This window comes from Bifidobacterium scaligerum (assembly GCF_002802865.1).
Taxonomy (GTDB): domain Bacteria; phylum Actinomycetota; class Actinomycetes; order Actinomycetales; family Bifidobacteriaceae; genus Bifidobacterium; species Bifidobacterium scaligerum.
In genome coordinates this window covers 109,889-128,883 of record NZ_PGLQ01000002.1, presented here as the reverse complement: position 1 = coordinate 128,883, position 18,995 = coordinate 109,889, and the positions used below count along the sequence as shown (strand labels likewise).

The window sequence follows — 18,995 nt, the reverse complement described above, 5'->3', positions numbered from 1 at the left end:
CATGGCATTATCAGACGAACAAGTGGAACGCTACGCCCGTCATTTGATTCTGAAGGGCGTAGGCGTCAAAGGGCAGAAACGTCTGCTGGCCTCCAGCGTGCTCATCATCGGTGCCGGCGGTCTCGGCTCACCTGTCGCCCTGTACCTTGCCGCTGCCGGTGTGGGACGCATAGGCCTGGTTGATGGCGATGTGGTTGACCTGAGCAATCTGCAGCGTCAAATCATGCATACCACCGCCTCAGTCGGCACCCCTAAAGTGGAGTCGGCTGCAGCGGCTATTCGCGAACTGAACCCGGACATACAGATCGATACACACTACGAGCTGGTGGACGCCAGCAATATTGCTTCTCTCATCGGGCCATATGATCTGGTGATTGACGCCACGGATAATTTTGCGGCGAAATTCCTCATCAACGATGCCTGTGTATTGGCGAACAAGCCATACATTCATGCAGGCGTGGTGGGATTCTCCGGTCAGGTTATGACCGTCATTCCTGGTGAAGGCCCGTGCTACCGATGCATCTTTCGAGATATGCCGGCGGCCGGAGAGATCCCAACTTGCAAGGAAGCAGGCGTACTTGGTGCCGTGGTAGGCATCATCGGCAGTGTCGAGGCCACGGAGGCCGCCAAACTCATCGTGGGTGTGGGAGAACCGTTGGTGGGACGCATGCTTACCGTCGATGCGCTGACGATGAATATCCGTCGAGTGCCGCTGCCCAAGCATGTGCCGGACTGTCCGGTATGCGGCGAGCATCCGACCATCACCGACATCGATCCGGCTCATTACATTCAGCCGGCTTGCGCCATTTGATAGTGTTTTCGGTTCCCCTTCACCAATAGGGAGCCGAAAACACGAGGGGGAACAACAGCCATGCCAATCGCATTGCATAACAATCCGGATACCGACAAAGCGGAGCCGGTTTTCGGCCATATCACTCCGGCCGAGTTTGCGGCTCTCGACCCATCAACGGTCACGTTGCTGGACCTTCGAGAACCGGCGGATGTAGAAGCGCATCCAATCGAAGGTGCCGTCAACGCCCCGCTCGATCCGCTGGCGCATGTGCTCAAAAACGTGCCGAAGGATCGCAAGGTCATCGTGTACTGTGCCGAAGGCTGGTGGAGCGAAGAAGTCGCTGAAATTCTTGCTGACCGCGGCTACGAGGTGGCAAGCCTCGACGGCGGATTCCGCGCGTATCAGCGATATTTGGCGACTCAGCGCTGACGGACGGCACGATTTTTCTCGAAAAGATCAGCTCTCTTTGGGAATATGTTGCTCTTAGCGGCATTGAGTGAGTCATATTCGCAAAAAGGAGCGAGAGGGAACCGATTGATCGCAGAATCCTCCTCAAGGATGAGAACGAACCGTTCCGTGCTTGTCCTACAATCGGCAGCGAACAACGTACGCCAGATTGATCGATGCTGAGGAGCCAGATACCGTGGGACGCCTGCTCACACGTATGCAGATTCAACGACTAGTCGCCAAACATGGGCATGACGTATTCGAACACGAGCATATGCAAATCGAGCGTTGCTGCTACCAGCACGGCAATATCACCACATTTGCGCATTCCATTCGTGTGGCATGCTTGGCGGTGTGGATGGCCGATCGTGCGCATCTGTGGCATCGCGTAGATGTCCGGTCCCTGATTCGTGCGGCATTGCTCCACGATTATTTCCTGTACGACTGGCACGATTGGGATAATGGCGAACACCGTTGGCACGGATTCACTCACGGACATGCCGCACTGATGAACGCCCTGAAGGATTTCGATCTCAATGCCATCGAACGGGACAGCATCGAAAAGCACATGTTCCCAATGACCCCGATTCCTCCTCGGCACATCGAGGGATATCTGGTGACGTTGGCGGACAAGATTTCCGCCACCCGTGAGACCTTTTCGATGGGGCGTTTCCATAAGAAAGCTTTGCCGACCAAACCGTTGCGCGCTGCGCTGCAGGCACGTCGTTCTCGCCATGAGGGCTCCCGGGCTGGTGAACGCTTGTAATGCTGTTTATTGAGTATCTGTTCCTCTGGTTCGTTTTCTACAGCTTCGTGGGCTGGGTGTATGAATCGATTCTCGTCTCCTGCCAGGAACGCCGTTGGGTGAATCGTGGTTTCCTCAACGGACCGCTGTGCCCGATATACGGTACCGGAGCGGTGACTGGTGTGGTAGTACTCGGCAATGTGCACAATCCGTTGGCGGTTTTTCTGATTTCCATGATCGGTGCCTCCATCCTTGAATACGGTACTTCTTGGGCTATGGAGAAACTATTCCACGCCAGATGGTGGGACTACTCCCATTTTCGCTTCAATATCCAAGGCCGGATCTGCCTGCTAGGAGCCGTGATCTTTGGCGTTGGAGGCGTGGCGATCGTGGATGTGGTGCAACCCCAAGTGGCGCGCGTCACGGCGCTGATGCCGCTGTCTACGGTTCATACGCTGTCCCTGTTGCTTATGGCGGCCACTATCGTCGACACCGTAATCACCGTATGTGGCATAGTGAACTTCGAGCAGAGCCTCGAACAGTTCAAGATCGCCATGGCCAAAGCAACCAAGTACGGCGATGCGATGCGTGAAAAAGTGGGCGATGCCGTCTCCGGGGCCACGGGCAGTATGGTCTCCGGTGCCGCTGACGCAGCTTCCAACATGGTTTCGGCAGCTTCTTCCATGGCATCCACCATGGCTTCCAACGCTGCGAATATGGCCTCCGGCGTAATGGACGGGGCATCCGAGCGATTCGGTGGCATGCCGGGCAAAGTGGGGGAGAAGGTCGGTGAATCATGGCAAAACGGCAAGGAGATATCCGCTGAATTCATGCTGCGCGTGCGTGACGTGGCGGATTCCATGTTCAACCGTCAGCAGCGTCGCATGATTGCTTCGTTCCCAAGACTCAAGACCAGCAGCAACAATGAAACGCTGCAGCAGCTGCGCGAGATGATGGAGAGACTGCATCGTGGCGTCAAGTGACATTAAGCGATGTCAAGTGATGTCGACAAATGGTGCTTAAGCACAAAACGCGGAAGTGCTCGGGGCAACCCGCGGATGCGTCACTGTCGGTGTGTTCTGCGAGACTGGAAGGCGCTTGAAAACCAAGTCAGGCATGTTCAATCGCACAATTCGATAGGGAGAAGCGTACAGCTATGGCTCACGTCACCGACTTCAAGGAAGCGGGTTTCAACACCCTGCTTGAGGAACTGGAATGGCGCGGGTTGATTTCCCAGTCCACGGACCGGGATCGACTCGCAGCGGCATTGAACGGCGAGCCCATTACCTATTACTGCGGCTTCGACCCGACTGCCGCATCGCTGCACATCGGCAATCTGGTGCAGTTGATTAACATGCGTCACCTGCAGCTTGCCGGACACCATCCGATTGCTTTGGTCGGTGGCGCCACCGGTCTGATTGGCGATCCGCGCCAATCCGGCGAACGTACCTTGAACCCGAAGGATGTTGTGGCCGGCTGGGCTGAGCGTCTGAAGAAGCAGATCGGCGGCATCTTGGAAACTGAGGGTGCCAATCCGGTGCGATTCGTGTCCAACTATGATTGGACCGCGCAAATGAGCGTTATTGACTTCCTGCGCGATGTCGGTAAGAACTTCCGTCTGGGCACCATGCTTGCCAAAGACACAGTGGCACGTCGTCTGAATTCCGAGGAAGGCATTTCCTTCACCGAGTTCAGCTATCAGGTCCTGCAAGGCAACGACTTCCTGCACCTGTTCGACGAATACCACTGCACGCTTGAGCTCGGCGGCTCCGACCAGTGGGGCAACCTGACCTCCGGTCTTGACCTGATCCACAAGGTGCGTGGCGTGGATGTGAACGTGTTCACCAGCCCGATCATCACCGATGCTCAGGGCAAGAAGTTCGGCAAGTCCGAGGGCAACGCGGTATGGCTGGATGCCACGATGCTGAGCCCCTACAAGTTCTACCAGTTCTGGATCAACCGCCCGGATGTGGAGATGGAAAGCCTTCTGAAGGCCTTCACCTTCCTGCCGAAGGCGGAGATCGAACGTCTGGTCGAGGAGTCGAAAACCAATCCGGGCGCCCGCGAGGCACAGAAGACCCTTGCTTGGGAAGTTACGAGTTTCGTGCATGGCGAGGCGGCCACGCAGGCTGCAATCGACGCGTCTGGCGCGTTGTTCGGCCGTGGCGGCAATCTTGCGGATATCGATGAGGAAACACTCGAATCCGTGTTGGATGGTTTCAAGGTGGCGGACGAAAACGGCGAACATGTGTTCCCGTCCGCCGAACCGGGTGATCGTGTCATCGACGCCGCCCAGTCGGCTGGTTTGTTCAAGTCCGCTTCCGAGGCGCGTCGCGCCATCAAGTCCGGTGGTGTGTATCTCAACAACAATCGCGTCGAGGATGAGGAGCGTGCACTCGCTGAGGATGATTTCCTCGCTGGCCGTTTCGCACTCATCCGTCGCGGCAAGAAGGCGCTCGGCGCGGTCGAAAAGCACTGACGGCAAGTACTGACATCGTCAGTGTTCACACTTTCATCAATACTCCAGTAACGTAAATACAAGTAAGGAATCGTAGATGGCAGAAGGAAACGAACGTTCCGGCAAGTCGTACGGAGATCGTCGTCCGTCCAACCGTGGCGGCAAGGGCTTCAAGCCGCGTGGCAACGGCGGCAAGTCATTCGGCGGATCCCGTGGCAAGGGCGGCTTCAAGCCGCGTCGCGACGGTGAAGGTTTCAAGCCTCGTCACCGCGATGGCGAAGGTTTCGCATCGCGTCGAGATGGTGAAGGCAACGAGAACAGCCGTGGTGGCTTCCATAAGTCTTACGGCAAGTCCGGTGGCTTCCACAAGGGTGGTTTCCGCAAGGACGGCGAGCGTGGCGGATTCCGCCGTGACGGTGGTTTCCACAAGGGGCCACGTCGCGACGGCGATTTCAAGCCGCGTCGTGACGGCGATGCCGGCGAAAACCCGCGCTACCAGCACAGTGAGGGTGAGCGTCGCAACTTCCATCGCGACAACGACCGTCGTGACTTCCATCGCGACGGTGAGCGTCGCAACTTCCGTCACGATGGCGAGCGTAAGGATTTCCGCCGCGATGATCGTCGCGATAATGATCGTCGTGACTTCCGACGCGACGACGACCGACGTGACAACCGTGGTTTCAAGCGTGACAACGATCGTCGTGACTTCCATCGTGACGATCGTCGTGACTTCCGTCGCGACAACGACCGTAAGGATTTCCGCCGCGATGATCGCCGTGATGGTGAGCGTCGCGAGTTCACCGCCCAGGAGAAGCGCGAGTATCGCGAGCAGAAGCGCGGCGAATATATGAGCCGTCCGCGTCGCAACTCCGACGGTACGATGAGCTTCCCCTCGCAGGACCCGTATACCGCTCGCCGCCCCGATGAGCCCAAGATGCCAAAGGGCATGGAATGGTCGATGCTCTCCCGTGAAGAGAAGGAACGTCTGCGCGGCCTGTCCAAGGAGCACGCAGAGAACATCGGCTTGCATATTCTTGCGGCCTTTGCGCTGGAGGAGACCGATCCCTCCGCGGCTCTCGAACATGCCAAATGGGTTGCCCGTCAGGCCTCCCGTATCGACTTCGCACGTGAGACGCTGGCTTTTGTAGCCTACCGTCAGGGCGACTACAAGTTGGCGTTGCGTGAGTTCCGTACCGCCTACCGTATGAATGGCTTCCTGGATTACCTGCCGTTCATCGCCGACTGCGAGCGTGGCGTGGGCAACCCGAAGAAGGCCGTGGAAATGGCGCTGTCTGATGAAGGCAAGCAGCTGCATGGCGCTCCCAAGGTCGAAATGTTCCTGGTTTACGCCGGCGCTCTGGGCGATTTGGAATTGTGGGACAAGGCCATTGAAGTGGCCCACACTGTGGCCCGCTCCCAAGGGCTTCCTGGCGAGTATCGTATGCGCGCCGTGCAGGCCGAACAGTATTTCCTGGAAGAGGCGGGACGCTCCGATGAGGCCATGAAGCTCGACGATCTGCTGGATCGCCTTGAGGATCAGTACGCCGATGAGGAAATCGATGAGAACAGCGACGATGTGGTGATTGACCACGATCTGGCTGATATCACCGACGATACCGAGGTGCTGGAGAAGTTGGGCATCGATCCCGAAGACGCCCAGTATGCGCCGGAGCCTGAAGCCGAAGCGGACGAATCCGAGACTGAGGACGCTGAGGACGTTGAGAGTGCATCTGAGGACGAATCAGCCGCTGAGTCGTCAAAATCGGATGAAGACGCTACGGATGAGACGAACGATTCCGCAGACGAACCGACTGAACAGCCCGCAGAGTGAAAGCATCGGGAATGACTCGTTTCCTCAAAGGAACAGACCGACCGCTGGCTGAGGCCTATCAGCTGGCGTTGCTGGACTTGGATGGCGTGGTGTATCGGGGCAAGAACCCGGTGGATCACGCCGCCGACTCGATTCGTGCCGCCGAGCAGGCGGGCATGACCATCGAGTACACGACGAACAATTCCTCGCGGTTCCAGCATGTAGTCGCGGATCAGCTCAAAGGTTTCGGTCTTGATGTACAGCCGTGGCAGGTCATCACTTCTTCGGTGGTGGCCGCCCGCATGGTTGCCAAAGCGATGCCAAAAGGCGCCAAAGTGCTGGTATTGGGTGCCGAACATTTACGTGAAGAGGTGAGCCGTAACGGTCTGACCGTGGTGAATGGTCCGGAAGATCATCCGGATGCGGTGATTCAGGGTTGGTATCCGCAGATGACTTGGCAGATGATGGCTGATGTCGCGTTTGCGGTTGAGGCCGGCGCAACCTACTTCGTCACCAACCGTGATCTGACTATTCCGCGCGAACTGGGTATCGCTCCCGGATGCGGCTCGATGATTCGTGCCGTGATCGCCGCCACCGGCGTCGAACCGGTGGCATCCGCCGGCAAGCCTGAATCATTCATGTATGACGAGGCCCGGGAATTGAATGCCGCGGAAGGCCATGAGCTCGTGGCCAAAGACGCGTCGATTGCCATCGGCGATCGTCTGGACACGGATATTGAAGCCGGCAATCGAGGCGGTTATGATTCGTTGGCCGTGCTGACCGGCGTCACCAACCCTACCGAACTCATGCTTGCCCCCGCGCATCTTCGTCCCACGTTCGTGAGCCCGGATTTGCGTGGTCTGCTGGAAGTGCAGCCTGAACCGGTGCGAGCCGAGGACGGTACTTGGCAGTGCCGTCGCGAATGCGCATGGTTTGAAAACGGCAGCGTGCATGCCAGCGATACGACCAGTGTGGACGCGTTGCGCGCCGCGTTGTGCGCCGCGTGGGAGGCCAGCGACAAAGGTGAGGCATCGTTGGATGCCTCGTCGGTTCCGGCTTTTGCCTTGGAACATTGATCGATGGCAGAGCAACAATCGATTGATCACAAGCCGGGGGAGCGCATGCCACTTATGCAGCGATTCCCCAGGCTTGAGGGCATCGAGCATCAGCCTGTCGAACAGCAACTCGACACATATCGTGACGTGCTTGCTGAGCTGCGGCGTGAACTGGATACCTTGCGTAGGTAACCGGCGACACCTGTAGGCAGGGGCGATCAATCCGCACTGGTGCACGATGCCCTCGGCGATGTGCTTTGCCCGTTGAAACCAGGAATGGCGATTACCATGAGCGAACAGACGCTTGACTCATCCACTCCGTTGGATCGGCTTGACCTGATGTTGGTTGCTTCCGGATTGGTGGAATCTCGGGCCAAGGCGCAACGGCTGATCAAATCAGGTCATGTACGTGTGAATGGCATGACCATCACCAAACCATCATTCATGGTCAAAGCAGGTCATAATCAACTTGCCGTCGACAAGGGAGACGATTACGTCTCCCGGGGCGCCTACAAATTGATCGGCGCATTTACCGCGTTCGCCTCATCAGGACTGCCTGAACCGCGTGGACTGCGTTGCCTTGATATCGGTGCATCCACCGGCGGCTTTACGGAAGTCCTGTTGCGTAACGGTGCGGCGCAAGTCATCGCCTTGGATGTAGGTCATGGGCAGCTTGACCAGCGTATCGCCAATGATGATCGCGTGATCGAAATGAGCGGCGTCAACATACGTGAGGTCAAATCCGATGATTTGCCTTTCGCCCCTGAAATGATCGTTTCGGACGTTTCGTTTATTTCCCTGACCTATGTAATCCCGGTTATCGCGAGGATCGCAGCCCCTGGCGCGCATATCGTACTGCTGGTCAAACCACAGTTCGAGGTAGGTCGCGAGGGATTAGGGAAAAATGGAATTGTCGAAGACCAGGTGCTGCGCGAACAGGCGCTGGCTGACGTCGTGGAGTGTGCGCAACAGCATGGTTTGGATGTGCAGGCCACCGCGGACAGTCCTATCGCCGGTACGCATGGCAATGCGGAGTATCTGCTTTACGCCGTTTTAAGATGAACCCGCCGGCAATTATGCCCCATCAGCAGAACGCTGGAAGTGCGATCAGTGCCCAGTGAGATGGTGCATGTGGCATGCTCCACAGTGCTGCCTTCGCGTAATGTGACCGAATCGGCATGCATCAGACGACAGGTCAGCCCTCGTGCTCGTACGGTAGAGGCATTGATGGTGGCGGCAGAGCGGCCGGATTCATATTCGTTCATATTGAATCGGGAGAACATCTGGCTGCGCAATGGTTGCACTTCCAGCTCTTGACCTGCGATGTCACGTCCGTGCAGGACCCCATTGAGATGCACGGTTTGTGCGCTGATATGCTGTGCGTTTTTGAGTGAGCCATTGACCGATAGTGTTCCGTTACATCGAATATCGCCTTCGCAATGCACGGTACCGGTGAATGTCATCTGATTGCAAACGATGTTGCCGCCGATATCTAGCTGTCCACGGCCGGAAATAGTCGGTACGGTAACATCGCCGGTACATCGCACCGCGCCATTGGCGACGATTAATTCATCACCGTTGATTTCGTCTGCCTCAAGTTCGCTGGTAACCAGCATGGTCCGGAAACGTACGCCGTCCTCAAGTTGTGAATGTTGGCTGATCGCGATGGTCCCGTATGTTCCGCCATGTACTGATATACAAGTCTGTGGATGATCGTTCATGTGCTTATGCCCCCTTTCTTCACCCTAGGAAGACCGGAATATGGCATTGCACGAACGTTCACGATGTGATCATCATGTGTTCATTGAGTATTCATACGGTATTCAGGTAGAGGATGTCGTGCGCAAAACGCCGGCCGTGCCGGTGTCCGGTGCTTTGCGCACGACGCAGCTCAGCCGTTATCAGCCTTGGATGAAATGATCGATCTGGTCCTGCTTGCCCATGAGGATCAATTCATCGTTACGATGCATGATCAATTCTTTCGAGCCGTATTGGAATTCCTTGCCCGGGGCCTTGACTCCTACCACGGTCACGCCATACTTGTCATGCACCTGCACGTCCTCGATGCTGCGGCCCACTGCATACAACGGGGTGTGAATTTTCACTACGGTGTACGGGCCATCGATTTCGATGTAATCCAGATAGTTGCCTGCCACCAGGTGACCCACACGCTTGCCGGCGTCGGTTTCCGCATTGATGATATGGCGGGCGCCGATTCGCTGCAGGATACGCGCGTGCTCTTGCGAGACCGACTTGGCCCATAGGTCGGAGATTCCGGCATCCAGTAGATTGCCGGTGATGATCACGGATGCCTCGATGCTGTCGCCGATGGCCACGACGGCCGTATCAAACTGGGAGGCATCGATCTGCTCGATGGCCATCACATCGGTCATATCGGCTTGGATGGTAGGCAGATGCGCGCTCCAGCGCGCCACGATTTCCGGATCCTTGTCAATGGCAAGCACATCCTGACCCATAAGATCCAGAGTCGATGCCACCGATCCGCCGAAGCGCCCCAGTCCAATGACCAGCACGCTTTTACTGCTTTTGCTGCCATGTGATTGTGCTGCCATGTGATTGGTCTCCTTATATATTTGGTGGTGATGAGTGTGATGCTTGGTCTGACCTGGTCTGACCTTATTCCGACCGGATGATTGACCGTATTTAGCCGACGATGATGTTCTCCTGCGGGTAGCGGATCGGTTCGGGAGCCATCGGTCTGCTGATCGCGTACGCGATGGTAAGCGGTCCGAGTCTGCCGACGATCATTTCGCCGGCGAGAATAAACATGCTGCTTGGATTGCCGGCACTGGCCACTCCTACGGAATAGCCGCCCAAGGAGAATGCGGAACACGCTTCGAACACGGCGTCCACGAAATCGCACCCGGTCACAAACATCAACGAGGTAGCGCCGACGACCACCAGCGCGAAGCACGCAGTGGTTACCGACACGGCGGTCATCTGTATGCGTCGGGGAATGCGACGACGGAACACGACCACGTCACGGTGACCGGTGAACGAGGCTCCGCAGATAAGGATGATCACGGCGAACGTCGTGACGCGAATGCCACCGGCGGTCGAGGAAGAGCCGGCGCCGATGAACATCAGCAGACTCATGAAGACCTTGGTCTCAGGCGTTACTTCCGGTACCCAGGAGATATCGAATCCTGCGGAGCGAGGCATCACCGCGGCGGACAATGCGCGCCTGAGCTTCATACCAGGGTCGTCCGCGGGGAAGAGGGCGACGTTACCCCATTCGACCAGCAGGAACCAGGCGAGGGAGGTAAGCACCAGAATCCCGGTGGTGACCAAGGTGAGTTTGGTATGCAGGGTCCATCGTTTGGGGCTAAGCCTACGGCGTACACTTTGCACGATGTTCAACACTACCGGGAAACCGAGCGTGCCCACGAATGCGCTGATGAGAATAGGCAATCCGACACCCCATCGGTTCACATGAAGTCCGGTGGCGTCCGGTGTGAAGCCGGTGTTGTTGTAGGCGGAGACAGCGTAGAACAATGCCTGCCACAGCGTCCGGCCGATCTGTCCGTGATTGACGCGGAATAATTCGGGAAGCAGCAGGGTAAAGGTAACGACTTCGGCGATGATCGAAGTACCCAACACCACGGTGAGTACGCTTTTGATTTCGGAAAGCTTGGTGGTGCCCAGCTCGCTGGCGGTGAGCATGCGTTGCGACACCTTGAGTCGTCGGGACACCCCGAGCGCCACGATGGAGGCGAACGTCATGACGCCCAAGCCGCCGAACTGGATGGAAAAGAGGATGACCACCTGGCCGAACATAGACCAGTATTCGGCGGTGTTCACCACAGGGATGCCGCATGTGGACAGTGCCGAAACCGCAGTGAAGAACGCTACGGGGAAATTGGTGAACACCCAGTCATGAGTGGAGAACGGCAATAGCAACAGCAGCGTGACCAGTGCGATGAGTATGCAGAAGTACAGGATGGACAAGCCGGCCCGGATGGGTGAGCAGCCGATCCGCAAGCGATATGCGGCGGATACGGCGAGCGGTCTTGATCTCCTTGTTCTGGCTCATCGGATCGGCCGAATACCACCATGAGAGTCCTTGCGAGGACTCCTCATTCGAGGAGGATTCGTCGAAGTCGTTGGCCATGAATGTCCTGCCTTTGCACTGTTCGTTACTGACGTTGACGCTGACGCGACGATGATTATGCCGTCTGTATTGTACGACGTTGCTCCACGATAGGCGAAGTGGTGGAACAAGAGTCGGTCGTTATGGCCGATTTCCGACTGGTTGTGGCTGACGTGCGTCCCGATACGGCATGAATATTCGAACACATGTACGATAAGTGGGGTGTTTGTGGTTAGAATAGTGGCATGTGCTACCGATTCGACAGGAGGATGCTATGGCCAAGCGCAATGCGGTGGTGGTGACGCATACCCGGCTCAGGCAGTCCGGCACCGTAGTGGCCGAAGCGGTCAGTCAGTTACGTGTGGCCGGATTCGAGGTCACGATTATCGACAACACCGAGGCACCCGATTTCGGAATGCGGCCGACATGTGTGTCCGATGACACCGAAATCGTCGTGGTGTTGGGAGGCGATGGCACAATTTTGCGTGCCGCCGAACTGGTGCATTGCACGCAAGTGCCGATTCTTGGCGTCAACATGGGCCACGTGGGATTCCTGGCGGAGTTTGAAAGCTTCCAGATTGACGAGGCGATTCGTCGTGTGGCCACCCATGATTATTCGATCGATGAGCGCATGATCGCTCACGTGGATGTTTGGCTGCCGGGGGCAAGCACGCCTATCGAAGACTGGGCTTTGAACGACATCACGCTGGAGCGCGCTGACCGGGGCAAGATGGTGGAGCTGTCTATCCGGGTAGATGATGTGGAGATGAATTCCTTCGGTGCTGATGGCGTGATCGTGTCCACGCCGACCGGCTCCACGGCGTATGCCTTCTCCGCAGGAGGACCGGTCATATGGCCGAATGTCAAGGCGTTACAGCTGATTCCGCTGGCGGCGCATGCCCTGTTCGCGCGTCCTTTGATTATCGGTTCCGGCTCGACCTTCACCATCGATATTCTGGACGAATCGATGTCTGAAGGGTGGATTTGCTGTGATGGCCGTCGTCAACGGGCGTTGCCGCAGGGGACGCGGGTCGTCGTGCGTGAATCACGCGATACCTTGCGATTGGCGCGACTGTCCGGTGTGCCGTTCACGAATCGTCTGGTGTCCAAGTTCGATCTTCCCGTGGTCGGCTGGCGTGAACATGCTCGCGCGGAAGCGGGTAAAACAGATGCGCCGCGCCATGGGCATGTTTTTCCTGCGGATTTGTCCGGCAAGGTGGCTTCCTGATGCTTGAAGAGCTCGATATCCGTAATCTTGGACCGATTCGCGAAGCTACCATCACTCCGGCTGCGGGCATGACCGCCATCACCGGCGAAACTGGTGCGGGCAAATCCATGCTGCTGTCCGCGCTCAACTTGATTTCAGGCGGTCCGGCAGATGCGGGTCGTGTTTCGGCTGGAGCCAGCGAAGCATGGGCGCAGGGGATTTTTGCAGTAAGCGATCATTCGACTGCGGCGACTATCGCGCGGGAAGCCGGTGTAGAACCGGAAGATGGAGAGTTGTTCCTCTCGCGCACCGTGCGTGCTGCCGGTCGCTCTCGTGCCGTGCTGGGCGGCAAAAGCCTACCGAAATCCGTACTCGTCGCGGTCGCCGGCGAACTCATCACGATTCATGGTCAGGCCGAACAATTGAAAATCGCCTCGCCTTCACGCCAGCGCGACTTTCTGGACCGAGCTGCGGGCGATGATGCGGAACTGGACGCCTATCGCGAGGCGTGGCGTGCGCTCGCGGCAATGGACGAGCGCTTGGCCCGATTGCGCTCGCAGGAATCCTCCGCCCGGCAGCGCGCCGATTATCTGCGTGAATCCGTGGATCATATCAACGAGGTGGATCCGCATCCCGGCGAGGATGAGGAGCTCAAGGCCAAGCGTGACCGCATCGAAAACGCGGCTGAGATCGCTGAGGGTGTCTCTCGGGCGCTTGCCTCATTGGACTCATCGCAGCTTGAATACGATTCGTCTTCGGAAAACGCCGGTGCTTCCGACTTGCTGTTGCAGGCGGCCCAGGCGTTGCGTGGCATTCGAGCTTCTGGCGATTTCGCCGAGCTGGCGGATCGTCTGGAATCATTGAACGCCGAACTGCAGGATGTGGTGTTCGCGCTTTCCGGGCATCTGGACGAGGACTTCGGCGATGCCGATTTGGACACGCTCAACGCGCGTATTCATGAACTCGGCGAACTCACGCGGCGTTGGGGGCCAACTCTCGCCGACGTGGTGGCTTGGCGCGACAAAGCTGCGTTTGAAATCGAGGATCTGGATGCCTCGCCGGAGAAGTTGGCGGAGTTGGAAGCGGAGCGTGAACAACTGTATCGTGCTGCTGTTGCGGCAGCTGATGCATTGAGTGCGGTTCGTGCGGATTCGGCCGCGCGTCTGGCCGCACGGGTCACCGCCGAGTTGGAGTCGCTGGCCATGGCAGGCGCGTCCTTGGAAATTCGCGTTACGCCGCGCGCGACTTCGGGGACGACAGGGGGCGGCAAGAGAGAAGCGATAGAGGAGCGGGCGCTCGACCAGAATGGTGGTGATGATATCGCCTTCCTGTTCACGCCATATGAAGGCTCGCCGCAGCTGCCGATGGGCAAGAGCGCGTCCGGTGGCGAATTGAGCCGACTCATGCTTGCTTTGGAGCTGTCGGCGGCAGATATGCATGCCGGTGCGGACGGTGAGAGAGAAAAAAAACGTGAGTCCACCTCCGGGAGCTTCGGTGATGCCGCGACTTCCGATATGACATTCATCTTTGACGAAGTCGATGCCGGTGTGGGCGGCAAGACGGCGGCGGAACTGGGACGCCGTCTCGCCCGTCTCGCCAGAACTTCGCAGGTCATCGTCGTCACACATTTGGCGCAGGTGGCTTCATGGGCGGACGCGCAGTTCGTGGTGACCAAAATCCCGCCGGATGCCGATGATGATGCTGTGGGTGTGGTAACCACTGTGAATGAGGTACGTGATGACGCACGTGTGCATGAAGTGGCCCGTATGCTTTCCGGCAGTGAATCCGAAGCCTCCCTCGACCATGCTCGTGAGCTGCTTGCTTCGTCGACACTCTGATTGGTTCTATGGACTGCAAAATGCAAAAGGAGAGCAATGGCTCAGTTGCAATCTGTGAAAGCCGCCATCTTCGACCTCGATGGTACTCTGCTTGATTCGATGGGCGTCTGGAATCAGATCGACATCGATTTTTTGGGCCGTCGTGGTATTGATGTGCCGGATGATTACATGTCTACAGTGGCGTCCATGCAGTTCAGGCAGATTGCCGAATATACCATCGCTCGCTTTGGTCTGCCGGATACGCCCGAGGCATTGATGTCCGAATGGGACGAGATGGCTCGCACCGCTTATGGCACCACGGTCCAAGCCAAGCCGGGGGCGATGGACTATTTACGCGAGCTCAAGGCTGCCGGCGTGCGCTTGGGTGTTGCAACCACGTTGATGCCGCAGCTGCGTATCGCGGCTCTTGATCATCTGGGTATGAGCGAATACTTCGATACGATCGTCTCGGTGGATGATGCCGGGGGAGTAGGTAAAGCCAAGCCGGATGTGTATCTGTTGGCTGCAAGCCGCCTCGGAGTGAAGCCGGAGAACTGCACAGTGTTTGAAGATTTGCTGGTGGCGATTCGTTCCGCCAAGTCGGCTGGCATGCAGGCTTGGGCCATGTATGACGATTCCTCGGCCTCCGACTGGCCTGAAATCACACGCGTTGCCGATGGCGTGCTCCACGACTTCCGTGATGCGCCACGCCTGTAGCATGTGACTGCCGAAAACAACAGCAAGCCGTCAGCATCGTAGAAATGTGATGCTGACGGCTTTATTTATGTAAGGGAACTGTTAGAAAATCGATTGCAGATCTGCGCTGCGGTTTGACTCGAACCGTTGACGTTCCAGTTCCTCGCCTTCCTGACGTTCCACCTTTTCGGAGGCGATGCGTTCCAGCAGCGTGGCGGTCGGCGCGCGGTAGACGACCTCGTCATAGACATGACCATCTCGCTCCACGACTTCGGACTTGCGGGAGACTTCTTTGAATCCCAGAGATTCAACCATATGCCGTGCGCGAAGGTTGAATGACCAGACCTTGACGGTGATGGTCTTCGCTTTGAGTTGGTCGGCGGCGAGCCTAATGCCGAGTTTCATGGCCTGATTGCCGTAGCCAAGGCCTTGGAAATACGGGCCGATGAGAATACCCATCGTGGCGTCACGTTCCGGATCTTCGCAGTCCCATGCGGCGATATGCCCGATAGGCATGCCGCCTGGGTCCAACACGGTCCGACCGAATCGGTGATCGTCGTCGGTGTCACTCCAGCCGTGGAACTGGGCGTCCACTCGTTCTCGTGGGATGGTATCGGTGGTGATGCGGCACCCATCCGCAACGGACGGGTCATTCCACCAAGCTTCAAGGTATGGGTAATCATTTGGCTCTGTTGCGCGCAAGGTAACAACGTTGTTTGGCATATCAGGCCCCTTTCCGCTGTCATTGTAGGCATGCCTTATGTTTCGACTCGTGGACAGATGGACTTGATACGGGCATTGTTCGCCAAGTGTTCATGCGTTGCTGCGCAAGCATTGCTTTTCGATCGCAATTCACTGTTCTACTGTTATATAACACACCTTGACAGTTGTGTATAACAGTTATACTGTGTTGTATAACAGCTAAACAGCTGCGAGCGCTATAAACGAAAAAACAACCGAAAGGGGCATAGGTGAAACTGATCATCTCATCCGTGTCCGGTGAACCCATCTACGAGCAAATCAAGAACCAAATCCGTGCGAGTGTGTTGAATGGCGAACTCAAAGCGGGGGAGGCGTTGCCTTCGCTGCGGAAGCTGGCCAAGGAACTGCGCATCTCCGTACTTACCGTCACCAGGGCGTACAACGAACTGGCCGATGAGGGCGTGGTGCAGAACATCCAAGGCAAAGGCACGTTCGTAATGGACAAGGGTAACGAGCTGATGCGCAATCAGCTGGAAGCCCAGGCCCTCACGAACCTTGTCGAAGCCGTCCGCGTAGCCAAAGCCGCCGACATTTCGCTTGATGATTTGGAAACGATGCTCGCCGAGGAATACCAGAAACTTCCTTCCTAGGCTCCCCTTGTTAGGGGAGCTGTTGTGCGAAGTATGACTGAGGGGTAGTTACATGGATGACGTGCATGTGTTATTGCGTGTTATCCGATGAAAGGCAAGGCATTGCTATGACCATTGATCAATCGCCGATGGCGTTATCCATCACCGGCGCAACCAAGCATTATGATTCCGGCTTCACGCTGGATGACATCACCTTCGACTTGCCAGCCGGCTACATCATGGGTCTTATTGGTCCGAATGGTGCAGGCAAATCCACGCTGATCAAACTTATCTTGAACATGATTCATCGCGATTCCGGCGAAATCCATGTGCTCGGCCTTGATAATATCGCCGATGAGGAAAACGTCAAGGAGAATCTCGGCGTGGTGTTCGATTCCAGCTATTTCATCGAGACCTGGACGGTGAACAAGGTCGAACGGGCCATGGCTCCGATGTATCTGGCATGGGACCACGCCGCTTTCGACGGCTATCTCACACGCTTCGGCCTGGACCGCAAGAAGCGCGTGAAGGAACTCTCCCGTGGCATGCAGATGAAGCTCATGCTCGCCGTGGCACTGAGCCATGACGCCAAACTGCTGGTGCTGGACGAGCCCACGAGCGGTCTCGACGTGCTAGCCCGCGATGAGCTCATGGACATCCTCCAGAACTACATCGCGGACGGTGAACGTAGCGTGCTGTTCTCCACCCATATCACCGCCGACCTGGAGCGTGCCGCCGACTTCATCACCTACATCACGCGTGGCACACTCTACTTCACCGGTCCCAAGGACGAATTCGAGGAATCCTTCCGTCTGGTCAAAGGCGGACCGGAAGACCTTGCGCCTGACGTCAAGGGCGTTGCGGTCGGTATACATCGCTATGAGACTGGTTTCGACGCACTCGTGCGCGCCGAAGATCTCGGCAAAATCGCCGGGCTTAAAGCCGAAGACGGGCTGCATTGGATGGCGCCTCTCACCGCCGAATCTGCCTCCATTGACGACATCATCCGCCTGACCAATACGGGTGACGTCGCACATGCTATGGAGGTGGCATGATGATTGGGATACGGCGTGCCTTTGCACTGGATGTGCGGCGAATCACTTCACAGGGTGTGTTCTCGATACTGGTGCTGCTTATAGGGTTTCCCGCGGCGATAATACTGCTCGGAAGCACCTCGGGCGGCGTCAGCTATATGCCCGGAGCCGCTATCGGTGGTGTTTTCGCGATGCTCGCCTTGTTGCCGCTTAACGCGTTCACTTTTGAACAGCAGGGTCAGAACAATTGGATGAACGGTGTCATTCCCGTTCGTCGTATCCATCAGGTGATTGGCCGGTATCTCGTGGTCGGCGCATGCATACTGATACTGGCGTTGGAAGTTGCGGTTTGCGTTGGCGCTGGCATGGTATTTGAATCCGGAATGATTCAGTTTTCAGCGCTGGCAATATCTGTGCTGACTGCGGTCGTGATGTATGCGCTGCTTGAATCGGTGCTGATTCCACTGTGCTACCGGTTCACGTATCAGAAGGCGTTGCTGACGATGATGCTCATCTGCATTGGGCTCGGCGCGGCGATAGCCGCTGTATTCGCACTGTTCGCCAAACTGGCTCCGGCTTCGATTGACGCTCTCATATCATGGATGGTGTCGTTGGCCGAGATCACGTCGGGTGTAGGTGTGGTGTGGCCGGCTCTGGGTGGAGTGTTTCTGGCAACCGTTACTGCAGCCGTCTCGTTCGCCGTTTCGTCGCGCATCTATCTCGCTAAGGAGTTCTGATGGCATCTATGGCAGATAACAGTATTCATATGCGTGCCGAGCGTATCGCTGTCCGAATGGATTTCGCTGCCCTCACTGGCAATTCCGCGGTGACGAACGTTATCGCATTTCTGGCCCCGCTGGTATTCACCGCGTTCACCTGGCAATCAGGGCAGGATGAATCAGGCCTGCCGCTCACGGTTATGTCGTATCTGACCGTTATGTACTGGATTGCATCTATCGCCGTATTATTCCAATTCAACAGTGACAATCAGTTGGCCTCAGCTCGAATGATTGGCGTAATGCCGGTATCTCGACGCACGCAGGTCAATATGCGCTACTGTTCCGCCGGCGTGCTGTTCGTGATTTGCTTTGCGGAACTCGGCATTGAAATCGCATTGTCCAGACTGTGGTTCGGCATAGGCTTGAGCGCGCTCGCCACAGTCGTGCCGCTCGCCATGGCTTCTTTCATAATACTGGCCACCATAGTGATTCCGGTGTTCTACTCCTGCAGCGATTTCACCAAGGCATACTCGAGGCTGTTCACCGGTGCGATAACCCTGTTCTTCGCCGCGCAGATCATTCTGCTGTTGTTGCCTGACGGGTTGCGTTCGCAGATATTGTCCACGTCAATTACGTTGTCACCAATCGGCTGGATTGTGATCGCGGTCATCGCAATCCTGTCTTTGATCGTCTCCTACCGCGTCTCCCTGCGCATCTGGAGCGCCAAAGAACTGTGATTCTGCATAGGGCGTAAAGCGATGCCGAAGAGTCC

Annotated in this window: 18 protein-coding genes and 2 pseudogenes; 16 read left to right on the top strand and 4 right to left on the bottom strand. The window is 57.0% G+C overall.

The window, feature by feature from the left end; all coding sequences use genetic code 11:
• Position 1 precedes the first annotated feature (1 nt).
• The 9 genes and pseudogenes from thiF (at position 2) to CUU80_RS03740 (ending at position 8,370) form a co-directional block, all read left to right on the top strand.
• Positions 2–811, top strand: a complete 810-nt coding sequence (gene thiF / locus CUU80_RS03775) for a thiazole biosynthesis adenylyltransferase ThiF (RefSeq protein ID WP_100496044.1) — start codon at positions 2–4, stop codon at positions 809–811.
• Between the two features lie 60 nt (positions 812–871).
• Positions 872–1,222, top strand: a complete 351-nt coding sequence (locus CUU80_RS03770; protein WP_100496043.1) for a rhodanese-like domain-containing protein — start codon at positions 872–874, stop codon at positions 1,220–1,222.
• Between the two features lie 214 nt (positions 1,223–1,436).
• On the top strand, positions 1,437–2,006 hold the full coding sequence (locus tag CUU80_RS03765; protein WP_100496375.1) for an HD domain-containing protein: 570 nt from the start codon (positions 1,437–1,439) through the stop codon (positions 2,004–2,006).
• Positions 2,006–2,513 (top strand): annotated as a pseudogene (locus CUU80_RS11215) (putative ABC transporter permease); the annotation flags it as partial. The gene CUU80_RS03765 and the pseudogene CUU80_RS11215, both read left to right, overlap by 1 nt.
• Before the next feature lie 628 nt (positions 2,514–3,141).
• On the top strand, positions 3,142–4,464 hold the full coding sequence (gene tyrS, locus CUU80_RS03755; protein WP_100496042.1) for a tyrosine--tRNA ligase: 1,323 nt from the start codon (positions 3,142–3,144) through the stop codon (positions 4,462–4,464).
• A gap of 76 nt (positions 4,465–4,540) precedes the next feature.
• The gene (locus CUU80_RS03750; protein WP_100496041.1) at positions 4,541–6,274 is read left to right on the top strand and encodes a hypothetical protein; all 1,734 of its coding nucleotides are present in this window, start codon (positions 4,541–4,543) and stop codon (positions 6,272–6,274) included.
• An 11-nt stretch (positions 6,275–6,285) separates the two neighbouring features.
• Positions 6,286–7,329 (top strand): HAD-IIA family hydrolase, encoded by a 1,044-nt coding sequence (locus CUU80_RS03745; protein ID WP_100496040.1) that lies wholly within the window; start codon positions 6,286–6,288, stop codon positions 7,327–7,329.
• Positions 7,330–7,332: 3 nt separating this feature from the next.
• The gene (locus CUU80_RS10765) at positions 7,333–7,500 is read left to right on the top strand and encodes a hypothetical protein (protein WP_165775821.1); all 168 of its coding nucleotides are present in this window, start codon (positions 7,333–7,335) and stop codon (positions 7,498–7,500) included.
• 96 nt (positions 7,501–7,596) lie between these two features.
• The gene (locus CUU80_RS03740; RefSeq protein ID WP_100496039.1) at positions 7,597–8,370 is read left to right on the top strand and encodes a TlyA family RNA methyltransferase; all 774 of its coding nucleotides are present in this window, start codon (positions 7,597–7,599) and stop codon (positions 8,368–8,370) included.
• Here CUU80_RS03740 and CUU80_RS03735 read toward each other — a convergent pair.
• The 3 genes and pseudogenes from CUU80_RS03735 to CUU80_RS03725 all read right to left on the bottom strand — a co-directional run bounded on the left by CUU80_RS03735 (position 8,352) and on the right by CUU80_RS03725 (position 11,440).
• Complete coding sequence (locus CUU80_RS03735) at positions 8,352–9,029, bottom strand: bactofilin family protein (RefSeq protein WP_100496038.1); 678 nt, start codon at positions 9,027–9,029, stop codon at positions 8,352–8,354. The two genes, CUU80_RS03740 and CUU80_RS03735, sit on opposite strands and share 19 nt — an antisense overlap.
• A 180-nt stretch (positions 9,030–9,209) precedes the next feature.
• Positions 9,210–9,881, bottom strand: a complete 672-nt coding sequence (locus CUU80_RS03730) for a potassium channel family protein (protein ID WP_100496037.1) — start codon at positions 9,879–9,881, stop codon at positions 9,210–9,212.
• A 91-nt stretch (positions 9,882–9,972) separates the two neighbouring features.
• Positions 9,973–11,440, bottom strand: a pseudogene (locus CUU80_RS03725) (TrkH family potassium uptake protein).
• 253 nt (positions 11,441–11,693) lie between these two features.
• Here CUU80_RS03725 and CUU80_RS03720 point away from each other — a divergent pair.
• The 3 genes from CUU80_RS03720 to CUU80_RS03710 are packed head-to-tail and all read left to right on the top strand — an operon-like array spanning position 11,694 to position 15,160.
• The gene (locus CUU80_RS03720) at positions 11,694–12,647 is read left to right on the top strand and encodes an NAD kinase (protein ID WP_100496036.1); all 954 of its coding nucleotides are present in this window, start codon (positions 11,694–11,696) and stop codon (positions 12,645–12,647) included.
• Positions 12,647–14,464: a DNA repair protein RecN gene (locus tag CUU80_RS03715; RefSeq protein WP_100496035.1), complete on the top strand. Its 1,818-nt coding sequence runs from the start codon at positions 12,647–12,649 to the stop codon at positions 14,462–14,464. The genes CUU80_RS03720 and CUU80_RS03715 overlap by 1 nt, the downstream gene beginning before the upstream one ends.
• A 36-nt stretch (positions 14,465–14,500) precedes the next feature.
• Complete coding sequence (locus CUU80_RS03710) at positions 14,501–15,160, top strand: HAD family hydrolase (protein ID WP_100496034.1); 660 nt, start codon at positions 14,501–14,503, stop codon at positions 15,158–15,160.
• Positions 15,161–15,241: 81 nt separating this feature from the next.
• On the opposite strand, the gene CUU80_RS03705 is transcribed toward CUU80_RS03710, so the two are convergent.
• Entirely contained in the window at positions 15,242–15,862 is a 621-nt protein-coding gene (locus CUU80_RS03705) for a GNAT family N-acetyltransferase (protein ID WP_100496033.1), read from the bottom strand.
• A gap of 248 nt (positions 15,863–16,110) precedes the next feature.
• Between CUU80_RS03705 and CUU80_RS03700 the strand changes: the two genes are divergently transcribed.
• From CUU80_RS03700 to CUU80_RS03685, 4 genes are all read left to right on the top strand, one after another.
• Positions 16,111–16,491 (top strand): GntR family transcriptional regulator, encoded by a 381-nt coding sequence (locus tag CUU80_RS03700; protein ID WP_100496032.1) that lies wholly within the window; start codon positions 16,111–16,113, stop codon positions 16,489–16,491.
• Positions 16,492–16,592: 101 nt separating this feature from the next.
• Complete coding sequence (locus tag CUU80_RS03695; protein WP_439329972.1) at positions 16,593–17,525, top strand: ABC transporter ATP-binding protein; 933 nt, start codon at positions 16,593–16,595, stop codon at positions 17,523–17,525.
• Positions 17,522–18,241, top strand: a complete 720-nt coding sequence (locus CUU80_RS03690) for an ABC-2 transporter permease (protein WP_100496030.1) — start codon at positions 17,522–17,524, stop codon at positions 18,239–18,241. Before CUU80_RS03695 ends, CUU80_RS03690 begins: the two co-directional genes overlap by 4 nt.
• Positions 18,241–18,960 carry an ABC-2 transporter permease gene (locus CUU80_RS03685; RefSeq protein WP_100496029.1) on the top strand — a complete coding sequence of 240 codons (720 nt, stop codon included), beginning with the start codon at positions 18,241–18,243 and terminating at the stop codon, positions 18,958–18,960. The genes CUU80_RS03690 and CUU80_RS03685 overlap by 1 nt, the downstream gene beginning before the upstream one ends.
• Positions 18,961–18,995: the final 35 nt, after the last annotated feature.